Genomic DNA, 12,364 nt, shown 5'->3' on the forward strand with positions numbered 1-12,364 from the left:
AGAGTTCGTAAGAATTCATAAAAAATGCCAGCTTAATTGCTGGCATTTTTCTATCTGTTCGCTGTATTTTTCACACTAGAAAGCGGGAGGTTACTTTTTGCTGTCGAGAATCTGTTGGATTCTTGGGTTCAGCGCTTTACCGTGCTTGCTTTCGTACTCTTCACGCTTCAAATCGTTCAAGTTCTTCACTGAGTTAGCGGCAAGTAGGAATTGTGGTAATTCCGTTTCAAGCATGCCTTTCTCGTCTAAACGTTTTGCTTCCAAGTAGTACTTCTTAAACAGGCCATCAAGTTTGTTTTCCGCAGTGCGTTTTAAGTCATACAGCTTGTTTTGAATTAGCCATTTCTCAATCTTGTTCGCAGCGGTGCGAGACAATACTCGAATGCGGCTATCCAGCAGCTCTTCTTCTGTTAGAGAGTCTTTCAGAATCCAAAGCTCACCCATTTGCGGTGGCCAGCTGTTGCCAAGCTGAATACGTTCATGACAGTGCATTAGCACACGGTTAAGGCCGTCAGAATCGACTGAGTTAGCAAATTCAATGAACTTACCGCTTGGCTCACTACCGTATTGGTATTCCCACTGAGTCTCGTATACGCTCAAGAAAGAGCCGAATACATGGATACACCAATCGGTCAGTTCTAGTTCAGCAGGATCTTGGTCAACGACAGGTACTTGTTGATTTGAGCTGGTGTCTGATTCAACAACAGGTACCGATGGCGACGAAGCTGCCGGTAAAACTTCCGGAACGGCTGTAGGTGCAGGATCAGAAGGTTGGCTTTTTGCCTTTTTGAATGAGCTGCTGCCTGAAGCGTTCAGATGGGCTAAGCTTTTGTCGATACCCATTTCCTTGAGCTTGTCCTGCATTTCCTGAATATTGAGAGGTCTTCTGCTGTTGTTGTCTTTCATTTTGCTTCTCGTTAACTAACCAGTACTGCAACTTAGATTCGATGCGAGAGATTGGCATGAGTTCATTGGCTTTGGCTTTATACCAGAGGACAAATTTTTTCCATATTAAGCTATGGTCACCAGCAAGGCCGGAGAATTTAAACGCTCGTTCCGCCCAATTTGGAATGATCTCTTCATCCAAATCATGAGTGGAAACCGTGTTACTGGTCATTGAGCCTCGACTTTGTGGGCGAGGGGCATGCTGCACGTTTTGCATTGGCGCCGGAGCAGGCTGAAACTTAGGTGCAGGTGCAGGTGCAGGTGCAGGTGCAGGTGCAGGTGCAGGTGCAGTAGAGTAGACCGGAATACTATTGACCGGTTGAGCCTCAACGGGCGCCGCAGCTTGCTCTTGCTCAATGAGTATTTTGAATACGTGGATCTCTTTTTGATCTCGATAGTCTACTTTTACCTTATCGAGGATACCTTGGTCGACTAGGCACTTAAGGCAGTCTGCTAAACCAAACGTAGAGAGAGCACAAAGCTGACTTGCCGATTGCAGGCACACATTGGTGTAACCGGATTCATCCGCACCGTCTGCAAGCATCAATAAAACAAGCTTTTCTGCTGGGCTAGAAGTCTTCACTTGCCAAGCTAAATAAGAATATTTGGCGCTCAATATCGTGTTCTCAATAAAGGTAGGTCGTTGACTCTATTGTAAGTCACCCCATACTGAATTTATAGCAACTTAGCAGAAAACGGCATTAGTAAGCCAAATATTGACCATATGGAGAGGTCTGTCCCAAAAAGTAAGCTTACAGTCACTCATTCTCGTGGTTTACGCTAGGAATCACTGGGTATGAATACGAGTAGCATCTTAAAGTGATGATATTCTTTGTTAGGTTAAGAGTGTCATCACTTTCGCACTCTGTAGGTCAACGAACGGGGCTTCTCTTAATGTTATCTATTGATGATTGAATTATTCACCACAATCCATCCATCTAACTATTCATAAACTGTATTTAATTTATAAAATGCCTTGATATGGTCAATAAATGAGCTATTATGACGTTAAGTCAAAAATGACGAAGCGTCACAAAATGGTTAACTACATGAATTTACTATTCGTGTTAACATATTGGATAGGAGTGTTTTAAATACTGGCTAAGCTTAGATAATGGCTAAGCTCAAATACGGACTGAGAAATTATGTTTGGCTTTGGTTGTAAAGGTGATAAACAAGGTACCTTTGGGTGCAAAGGCGTGTTGTCTAAAAAGCAGCAGTCTATTGCAGACCGAGAAGTAGAGTTGATGTTGTTGGCGAAAGATCTGGTTCGAGAACAAGGGTTCGGAAACCTAACGATGGACAAGCTAACGGCAGCGAGCTCTTATTCTAAAGGGACAATCTACAATCACTTTTGCAGCAAAGAAGACGTCGTTTTAGCGTTATGTATTCACTCTCTCAAGACAGAAGCAATGATGTTTGCTCGCTCTGGAGAGTTTGAGGGCAACACACGTGAAAAGATCGTGGCACTGCACGTTGCTTACCGAATCTATGCTCGCATGGAGCCAGTACTATCAACCTGTGCGATCATGGCTAAAAGCCCGTGGGTACTAGAGAAAGCGTCTAGTGCACGCGTCGCTGAGATGAATGAACTGGAAGAGTTGGTGATTGAACAATGCGACTCTATGGTTAACCAAGCAGTAGAAGTGGGTGACCTAAAGTTCTCTTCTGGTGTTGGTTCTGATGCCATCGTTTTTGCTAACTGGTCAATTGCATTTGGTTCAAATGCTTTGTCACAGAATGCATCAAACAGTCATTGTATTAAGCGGTTACAAGACCCGTATTCAGTATTACATAACGCGAACATGATTCTAGACGGCCTAAATTGGCAGCCCCTTTCTAGCGACTGGGATTACCGTAAAACTTGGCGTCGTGTAGAACAAGAACTGTTCAGTGAAGAGATCGCTTACTTAGAGTCTGTAGGCCGATAGCTTCCATTAAGCCCACACATGTGGGTTTATTAATAACCATTTTTGACGATTCGTCACAAACTTGAGGTTAACCGACTGTGGTTGCTGTTTTCTTGAGTATTTGACTAAGCATTGTGTCTTTTGTCAGCTTCGGCTGGCTTTTTATGACACAAATATGACGAATCGTCACAAATGGAGACTGTGATGAAACATGACAGCCAAAAGCCCACGTTCGATCAGCAAAACCGAGATAATCCGAATGCCGATAGCGCAAACGCAGATCTAAACAGTTGGCACTCAATACCCACCAAGCGATCGTTTATCGTTTTGCTGGTGGTGTTTTCAATCATCATTCTCTCTGCATTAGGGGCCAAGAACCTCTACTTTAGAGGGGACTATAATATCTTCTTCGAAGGCACCAACAAGCAGTTGATGGCGTTCGATGAGATTCAAACCACCTTTGCAAAAACCGACAACCTTGCGATTGTTGTCGCTCCTGAAGATGGCAATGTCTTCACAACTGAAACTCTCACACTAATTCAAAACCTCACGGTCGATGCGTGGCAGATCCCGTATTCAAGCCGTGTGGACTCCCTTGCCAACTATCAGCACACCGAAGCCATTGAAGATGATCTTTTGGTAGAAGACTTGCTTTATGAAGAGTACGAACACACACCGAAGCGAATCGCCAAAGTAAAACAGATCGCCCTAAACGAACCGTTGCTTAAGAATGCCTTGGTGTCGGCCTCTGGCGATGTGACGATTGTTAACGTTACCGTGCAGCTGCCAGAAGTGGACAAGACTGCGGAAGTGCAAGAGGTGATTGCGGCGATCAATGCCATGATCGGTAAGTACCAAGCTCAGTATCCCAATGTTGAGTTCCATAAAGCGGGCATCATTGCCATGAACAACGCCTTTATGACTTCTGCTCAACAAGACAGCTCAACGCTCGTCCCCTTAATGCTGTTGGTGGTGCTGGTGTTCCTGACTTTTATGCTGCGCTCGTTCTTTAGTGTGGTGGCGACGCTTATTGTGATCATCTCTTCAATTGTTTCCACCATGGGTCTATCCGGTTGGGCAGGTATGTTCTTGAGTACCGCAACTGTGAATGTGCCTACCTTGGTTTTAACTTTGGCGGTAGCCGATTGTGTTCACGTGATTGTGACCATGAGACAAGCAATGCAACGCGGCATGGAGAAAGCACAAGCCATTCAATACAGCATCAAGCTCAATGCGATGCCGATTCTGATCACTTCAGTGACCACTGCGATTGGTTTCTTGATGATGAACATGTCGGACTCTCCAGTTCTGCGTGATTTCGGTAACTTGTCGGCATTGGGTGTACTCATCGCGTGCTTCTTGTCAGTGACCATGTTGCCTGCGTTGCTAAAACTGCTACCAGTCAAACGCCTACCTGCCAATCCTAAAGTGGAAGACCAAATCACTTTTATGGATAAGTTGGGCGATTTTGTCGTTACCAACCGTAAAGCACTGCTGCCGATTTCAACTCTGGTGATTGTTGGCGCTGCCGCGTTAATTCCACTTAACAAAGTGAATGATGAATCGGTGAAGTATTTTGATACCTCAAGTGAGTTCAGACAAGCGGCCGACTTCATGGAAGAGACGGTAAGCGGCATGACCACCATCAGCATTGCTGTGAAGACTAACGAGTCTCAAGCGATTGCCGATCCTTTGTTTCTGCAAGCGATTGGTGACTTTACTGATTGGCTACGCGTTCAATCAGAAACCGACCACGTGGCAACGCTTTCCGATGTTTATATGCGTTTGAACAAGAACATGCATGGCGACGATGAAAGTTACTACAAGCTGCCGCTTAACCGTGAACTTGCTGCGCAATACCTGCTGCTTTATGAGATGTCTCTGCCGTATGGCTTGGACTTGAACAACCAGATCAACGTCGATAAGTCATCGATCAAAATAGTTCTTACTGTCGATAACCTTGGCAGCGTTGAGCTAGTCGAACTCGAAGAGCGCATTTACTCATGGTTTGCAGCCAATGCACCTCAGTATGAAGTGGTCGCGTCGAGTCCATCACTGATGTTTGCTCACATTGGCGAAACCAACATGGCGAGTATGTTATCGACTCTGCCTATCACCTTAGTGCTTATTTCTGGCTTGATGATCTTTGCGTTGCGCTCGGTTCGCTTGGGCATTATCAGCCTAGTGCCAAACATTGCACCTGCGATCATTGGCTTTGGTCTATGGGCGCTTGTCTCTGCTGAAATCAACCTTGGTTTGTCCGTAGTGGTAACGCTCACTCTGGGTATCGTGGTTGATGATGCGGTGCACTTCTTAAGTAAATATCAGCGCGCAAGAATCGAAGGTAAATCGGCAGAAGAATCGGTTCGATACGCCTTCCACACGGTTGGACGCGCATTGTGGATCACCACAGTGGTACTCGTAGCTGGTTTCACTGTACTGGCGATGTCGAGCTTCAGACTTAACTCCGATATGGGCTTACTCAGTGCGATTGTGATTTTCATTGCGCTGGTGGTCGACTTCATCTTGCTACCAAGCTTACTGATGATTTTCGACAAGCAGACCTACTACTCGGTTAATACTCAGCACGATTCAGAGCCTGACACCAAGTCTCAGCCTAGCTCGACAGCCGAACTGACTACTTCGACCAAATAATGAATCGTCAGCCTGCTGCGGTGGGCCGACTCAAGGAGATATTTATGAACAACGTTAAACCATCATTCGTTACTACATTGCTTATTGTGACCTCGTTGACTGTGAGCACATTCGCCGCTTTCACTGCGTTAGCAGACCCAGCGAAAGGCTTAGAAATTGCAGAACAACGTAAAGCGGTCGATGTTGGGTGGGGCGATTCTGTCGCGACTATGGAAATGCTACTTCGGAATAAACAAGGCGAAAGCAGCACGCGCCTGATGCGATTGAAATCGTTAGAAGTCGATAACGATGGCGATAAAGGGTTAACCATTTTTGATGAGCCACGCGATGTAAAAGGCACGGCTTTCCTAAACCATTCTCACATAACTAAGTCCGATGATCAGTGGTTGTATCTGCCTGCACTTAAGCGTGTGAAACGTATCTCTTCACGTAACAAATCTGGGCCGTTTATGGGCAGTGAATTTGCGTATGAAGACTTAAGCTCGTTTGAGCTAGAAAAGTACACCTTCAACTACATCGAAGACGCGAAACTGGAAGGCATGGACACCTTTGTTTTAGAGCAAGTCCCAACCGACAAAAACTCAGGTTACACCGTGCAGAAAGTATGGCTAGACCAACAGCACTACCGCCCAATGAAAGTCGAGTTTTACGACCGCAAAGGCGCACTCCTTAAGACGCTATCGTTCCAAGATTACAAACAGTACCTAAACCAATACTGGCGCGCACACACTATGGCGATGCAAAACCATCAAACAGGCAAAAGCACCGTATTAACCACGACAGATTTAGTGTTCCAGACCGGTCTTAAAGACAAGGATTTCCAAAAGAACACACTAAAACGTGCGAAATAAGGCAGGAATATGAAAAGGATTGTGGTAACAGGAACCCAATTATCCTTAACCTTGGCAGCGACCGTTGGGCTTATGCAGGTGTCGTTGCCTTGTGTGGCGGCAAGCGCTAGTTCAGGTCTAGTAGAAAGGTTTAGCTCGAATCTAGTAGAAAAGTTTAGTCCGGATTTAGCAGGGCAGCTTAATCTTGAACATAGGCAGTTCTTTAGCGATGGCTTACAAGGGCAAGGCAAAGGCCAAAGCTCACTGGTGTTGCAACCAGAATTTTACTGGGAGCAAGAAGAGGGCAACGGCAGCTTTACCTTCACTCCGTTTTATCGCCTAGACAGTGAAGACGATGAACGAACTCATGGTGATATTCGTGAAGCCTTGTATCTCAACTATTGGGATGATTACGAACTGCGTGCCGGTGTTGGCAAAGTGTTTTGGGGCGTGACTGAATCGGCGCACTTGGTGGATGTGGTAAACCAAACCGACGCCATTGAATCGGTCGATGGTGAATCTAAGTTAGGTCAGCCCATGGTGCACTTTACCTCGATAAAAGAGTGGGGCACCATCGACGCCATGTTACTGCCGTATTTTCGTGAGCGTACTTTTGCTGGCGAAGATGGACGCTTAAGGCCAACGATACCCGTTTCGGACGATGCGCTTTATGAATCCTCGCGAGAAGAAAAACACGTTGATGTCGCGCTGCGATATAGCCAAATGTACGGCGATTGGGATATCGGTTTAAGTTATTTGGGCGGTACAAACCGCGACCCTTATTACCGTGTGCAAGGCAATCAGCTAAAGCCATGCTACGCGCAAATGCAGCACTTCGGGCTTGACGTGCAAGGCATTATTGGTGACTGGTTATGGAAGCTGGAAAGCATTTATCGCGACAGTTACGACAACCACACAGGCGTAGCAACAGGCTTTGAATACACCTGGGTTGGGGCGCTTGAATCCTATTGGGACATCGGTTTCATCGCAGAATACCTGTATGACAGCCGAGGGAATAACGCGCAAACCATCGGTCAAAACGATGTGTTCCTTGGCGCGCGTTTCGCCTTGAATGATGAAGATGGCACCGAAGTGCTGACTGGCATCACTCAAGACTTAGACAATAGCGATGTCTATAGCGCAAAGCTAGAAGCCTCAAGCCGTATCAATAACAACCTCAAGTGGCGACTGAATGCTTGGTTGTTTGAGAACGAAACCCCAGAGGACTTACTGTTCTTCGCTCGCAAAGATGATTTTGTCGAAGTCTCGTTGGAGTATTATTTCTAAAGGATCGGATGTTTTAGTTCCCATTCTTTACGTTCAAATTAAGCTCTCAACGAACAAACCAAGGAGCGGTGGTCTTAAGCCTCGCTCCTTGGTTTCTTATCTCAGTTCTGACTAGTTATCTCACTTGTACATTCTGGTCTCAGTTTCATCCTTCTTATCCAAACCCTGTGAACACCAACGCCTCAACCTAGGTTCGGTGAATGTAATCAAACTGTCTCACTTGGTGACGTTTTTGTATCGGTTTCTCTCTGATTTCACCGATTTCAATGAAATTCTATTTTCCAACGTTAAATTTGCCGTGTTTTTAGGCAATAACTTGTTCTTTTAGCGATTCAATTTGGCATTGGTTGCGTGTTTGATTACTATGTGTAGCTATCTAAAAAAACTAATCATCCGATACGGACACTACCAACTGGTAGATGAGGAAATGATGCAACATCTAGAAGAGATCATTGCTAATGCAACGACTGCTATTGATACAGCAGATTCGTTAGTCGCACTTGATGAAGTGCGAGTTCAGTATTTAGGTAAGAAGGGTGAACTTACTCTTCAACTACAAAGCCTAGGTAAACTTCCACCTGAAGAGCGTCGCACTGCTGGTCAAGAGATCAACAAAGCGAAAGGTGCTGTTCAACAAGCGATCGCAGCTCGCAAAGACGCACTACAACGTGCAGAGCTTGAAGCGAAACTAGCTGAAGAAACTATCGATGTGAGCCTACCAGGTCGTCGCATTGAGAACGGTGGTCTTCACCCAGTTACTCGCACAGTTGAGCGTATCGAACAGTTCTTTGGTGAGCTTGGTTTTAACACTGAGTCTGGCCCTGAGATCGAAGATGCATTCCACAACTTTGATGCACTAAACATCGCAGACGATCACCCTGCTCGTACTGATCACGATACTTTCTTCTTCAACCCTGATCTAATGCTACGTACGCACACTTCTGGTGTTCAAATCCGTACGATGGAAAACGGCAAACCGCCATTCCGCTTCATTGCTCCGGGTCGTGTTTACCGTAACGACTACGATCAAACTCACACGCCAATGTTCCACCAAGTGGAAGGTATGTTAGTTGATGAGAACGTAAACTTCGCACAACTTAAAGGCATTCTTAATGATTTCCTTTGTAACTTCTTTGAAGAAGAAGTTGAAGTGCGTTTCCGTCCTTCATTCTTCCCGTTCACAGAACCTTCAGCTGAAGTTGACGTGAAACGTAAAGATGGCAAATGGCTAGAAGTTCTAGGCTGTGGCATGGTTCACCCTAACGTACTTCGCTCTGTTGGCATCGACCCTGAGAAATACTCTGGTTTTGCATTCGGTATGGGTGTAGAGCGTCTAACGATGCTTCGTTACGGCGTAAATGACCTTCGTGCGTTCTTCGAGAACGACCTTCGTTTCCTTAAACAATTCAAGTAATCCGGGGCAGTCGAAACTATGAAATTCAGTGAATCTTGGCTACGCGAGTGGGTTAAACCTGCAATTAACAGCGAAGAGCTAGCTCACCAAATCACTATGGCTGGTTTGGAAGTTGACGATGTAGAACCTGTTGCTGGTGAATTCACCGGCGTTAAAGTAGGTAAAGTGGTTGAGTGCGGTCAGCACCCAGACGCAGACAAACTACAAGTAACTAAAATTGATATCGGCGAAGAAGAGCTGTTAGACATCGTATGTGGTGCATCTAACTGTCGTCTTGGCCTAACTGTAGCAGTAGCAACAGTTGGCGCAGTACTGCCTGGTAACTTCAAAATCAAGAAAGCAAAACTACGTGGCGTTCCATCGCACGGCATGCTTTGTTCTTTCTCTGAGCTAGGTATCGACGCAGAGTCTGACGGCATCCTTGAGCTGCCAGAAGGCACAACGCTAGGTATGGACGTACGTGAGCTTCTTGAGCTTGACGACGTAACTATCGACGTAGACCTAACAGCAAACCGCGCAGACTGCTTCAGCATCCGTGGCCTTGCTCGTGAAGTTGGCGTACTAAACCGCGCAGACGTTACAGAGCCAGCAGTAGAAGCTGTTGCAACAAGTATTGAAGACACAGTATCTGTTGAAGTTAAAGCAACGGATGCGTGTCCACGTTACCTTGGCCGTGTGGTTAAGAACGTAAACGTGAAAGCGGAAACACCAATCTGGATGCAAGAAAAACTGCGTCGTTGTGGTATCCGTTCAATCGACCCAGTTGTAGACATCACAAACTACGTGATGCTAGAGCAAGGCCAACCAATGCACGCATTCGATCTAGCTAAGATCGAAGGTGGCATCGTGGTTCGTTTAGCAGAGCAGGGAGAAAAACTAACACTTCTAGATGGCAACGAAGCTGAACTAAACAGCAACACGCTTGTTATCGCTGACCACAACAAAGCACTAGCAATCGCTGGTATCTTTGGTGGTGAAGAGTCTGGTGTAACAACTGAAACAACAGACGTACTTCTAGAAGCAGCATTCTTCGCACCGGATCACATCCGTGGTCGCGCACGTGCTTACGGCCTTCACACAGATTCTTCTCTACGTTTCGAGCGTGGTGTTGATTCAACACTTCAGCTAGCTGCTATGGAGCGTGCAACACAGCTTCTAGTTGAAATCTGTGGTGGTGAAGTTGCGCCAGTAAACGGCAGCGAATCAGAAGCTAATCTACCTAAAGCAAACGTAGTATCTCTACGTCGCGTTAAACTAGACAGCCTACTAGGTCACGAAATCCCATCTGTAGACGTGGTAGAAATCCTAACTCGTCTAGGTTGTGAAGTAGAGACGACAGAAGCGGGTTGGACGGCAACGTCTCCATCTTGGCGTTTCGATATCGCAATCGAGCAAGACCTAATTGAAGAAGTAGGTCGTATCTACGGTTACGATAACATTCCAAACCAAGCGCCTAAAGCGGCACTTAAAATGAATGACCACAAAGAAGCTGACCAACCGCTTAAGCGCGTTCGTGACCTTCTTGTAGACCGTGGCTACCACGAAGCAATTACTTACAGCTTCGTTGAGCCAGAGCAGCAAAAACTGATCGTTCCTGATGTTGAGCCGCTAATCCTGCCATTCCCAATCTCTGCGGATATGTCAGCAATGCGTCTTGGCCTAATCCAAGGTCTTCTAAACACAGTTGTTCACAACCAGAAGCGTCAACAGCCACGCGTTCGTCTATTCGAATCTGGCCTACGTTTCATTCCAGAAGCATCAGCTGAAAACGGCATGCGTCAAGAAGTGATGCTAGCGGGCGTTATCTCTGGTACTCGTGGTGAAGAGCACTGGGACGTTGCAACAAACACGGTTGACTTCTTCGACCTGAAAGGCGACCTAGAAGCAGTTCTAGAGCTAACAGCGAACGAAAAAGCTTACAGCTTCAAAGCAGCTAAGCACCCAGCACTTCACCCAGGTCAAACTGCGGCTATCGTAGTAGACGCTGGTTTAGAAACAGAAAGGGAAGTGGGTATCATTGGTACTGTTCACCCAGAACTAGAGCGTAAGTTTGGTCTAAACGGCCGTACTATCGTATTCGAAATCGAATGGGCAGCTATCAACACTCGCGTGCTTCCAGAAGCAGTAGCCGTATCTAAGTTCCCTGCAAACCGTCGTGATATCGCGGTTGTTGTTGACGAAGCAGTCGCTTCTGGCGACATCGTAGAAGCGTGTATCGCAGCTGGTGGCGAATTCCTAACAGACGCGAAACTGTTCGACGTTTACGTAGGTAAGGGCGTAGAAGAAGGCAAGAAGAGCCTAGCTATCGCGCTGACTCTACAGTCTGTAGAGCGCACACTAGAAGATGCAGACATCGCTGGTTCAGTAGATGCTATCGTAGCTTCAATCTCAGAGAAATTCGGCGCAGCACTTCGCGACTAATCTCTTCTGATAGATAGAAAACCAAAGGCCTCGCATTGCGAGGCCTTTTTATTTTTACGGTAAGTAGGAGGGGGTAACTCGTTATTGGACATAAATGAGTTTAGAAAAACCTTACATTAGCAAGCCTTGAATAACTAAAGGTATGGCAAATAGCAAAATTGATGTGCAGAACCCACAATTTACTTAAATATAGGCTCGAGCTTGTTCAACACTTGGGATTTAATGTTGGCTACGCAATACTTAATCCTTAGTTGTTATGTATTTTCTTGCTTACCACTGTTTTCTATGGTCTCTGCTTTGTTAGAGCTTCCTATCCCTGTTATGCACAACCCCATCAGAAAAACCGATAATAAATTGAAAGAAAATCCATACCTCTCGTTTTTAGGGGTATCGATCGAGCCTGCCCAGTATGTGAAATGCACGCTCAACCCTGTAGTGAAATCATATCTATAAGTGGGGCTATATATCACGATGACTTGAGCCAAAAAAAACACGAACAATAACCAATTAGCTATTTGTACTTTGGCGTAAAGTAGAAAGCAGAGTAACAATCCAATCAATACATAGACCGTGTATGTGATGTTAGTTAATCCATAGTTGAAATAGTATCCAACCACCTTGGAAGCTCCCATGAGGATCATTGCGAGAGCTAAAATTAACAGTAATTTATTCGTTTTAGTCATTTTAATATTCCTTGATACATAACGCTCCATAGACGGATTTTTTCTGTAACTTTATTCCAGCAAGTATCTATTTTTAAATAGCTTTGTATAGATAACGCCCTTCCAAAAAAGTTAGGTTAAAGATTTAGCCAACGTACTCCAAGCCCAAGCTGAATAGCAAGTTAGCTCTAAATATTAACGGGTGAACGAAATTGGGAGAAACTTTCCAACTCGTCTCGG

General features: G+C 45.6%; 9 protein-coding genes. 6 read left to right on the forward strand and 3 right to left on the reverse strand.

What is annotated here, in order from left to right:
• Nucleotides 1-90 precede the first annotated feature (90 nt).
• Together A3712_RS04635 and A3712_RS04640 are read right to left on the reverse strand one after the other, a co-directional pair.
• Nucleotides 91-843 (reverse strand): hypothetical protein, encoded by a 753-nt coding sequence (locus A3712_RS04635; RefSeq protein ID WP_063522495.1) that lies wholly within the window; start codon nucleotides 841-843, stop codon nucleotides 91-93.
• A complete protein-coding gene (locus tag A3712_RS04640) occupies nucleotides 764-1,561 on the reverse strand; it encodes a hypothetical protein (RefSeq protein ID WP_063522496.1) in 798 nt (265 codons plus the stop codon). Before A3712_RS04640 ends, A3712_RS04635 begins: the two co-directional genes overlap by 80 nt.
• A gap of 529 nt (nucleotides 1,562-2,090) precedes the next feature.
• Here A3712_RS04640 and A3712_RS04645 point away from each other — a divergent pair.
• From A3712_RS04645 to pheT, 6 genes are all read left to right on the forward strand, one after another.
• Nucleotides 2,091-2,876, forward strand: a complete 786-nt coding sequence (locus A3712_RS04645) for a TetR/AcrR family transcriptional regulator (protein WP_063522497.1) — start codon at nucleotides 2,091-2,093, stop codon at nucleotides 2,874-2,876.
• Nucleotides 2,877-3,047: 171 nt separating this feature from the next.
• Nucleotides 3,048-5,510 (forward strand): efflux RND transporter permease subunit, encoded by a 2,463-nt coding sequence (locus tag A3712_RS04650; protein WP_231891762.1) that lies wholly within the window; start codon nucleotides 3,048-3,050, stop codon nucleotides 5,508-5,510.
• A gap of 44 nt (nucleotides 5,511-5,554) precedes the next feature.
• Nucleotides 5,555-6,361, forward strand: coding sequence for an outer membrane lipoprotein-sorting protein (locus A3712_RS04655; RefSeq protein ID WP_063522499.1), 807 nt, complete (start codon nucleotides 5,555-5,557; stop codon nucleotides 6,359-6,361).
• Nucleotides 6,362-6,370: 9 nt separating this feature from the next.
• On the forward strand, nucleotides 6,371-7,627 hold the full coding sequence (locus A3712_RS04660; protein ID WP_063522500.1) for a hypothetical protein: 1,257 nt from the start codon (nucleotides 6,371-6,373) through the stop codon (nucleotides 7,625-7,627).
• Nucleotides 7,628-8,057: 430 nt separating this feature from the next.
• The gene (gene pheS / locus A3712_RS04665; RefSeq protein WP_004741591.1) at nucleotides 8,058-9,041 is read left to right on the forward strand and encodes a phenylalanine--tRNA ligase subunit alpha; all 984 of its coding nucleotides are present in this window, start codon (nucleotides 8,058-8,060) and stop codon (nucleotides 9,039-9,041) included.
• A gap of 18 nt (nucleotides 9,042-9,059) precedes the next feature.
• Nucleotides 9,060-11,462, forward strand: coding sequence for a phenylalanine--tRNA ligase subunit beta (gene pheT, locus A3712_RS04670; protein ID WP_063522501.1), 2,403 nt, complete (start codon nucleotides 9,060-9,062; stop codon nucleotides 11,460-11,462).
• 254 nt (nucleotides 11,463-11,716) lie between these two features.
• On the opposite strand, the gene A3712_RS04675 is transcribed toward pheT, so the two are convergent.
• Complete coding sequence (locus tag A3712_RS04675) at nucleotides 11,717-12,145, reverse strand: hypothetical protein (protein WP_063522502.1); 429 nt, start codon at nucleotides 12,143-12,145, stop codon at nucleotides 11,717-11,719.
• Nucleotides 12,146-12,364: the final 219 nt, after the last annotated feature.

It is taken from the genome of Vibrio sp. HI00D65 (assembly GCF_001635455.1).
Taxonomy (GTDB): domain Bacteria; phylum Pseudomonadota; class Gammaproteobacteria; order Enterobacterales; family Vibrionaceae; genus Vibrio.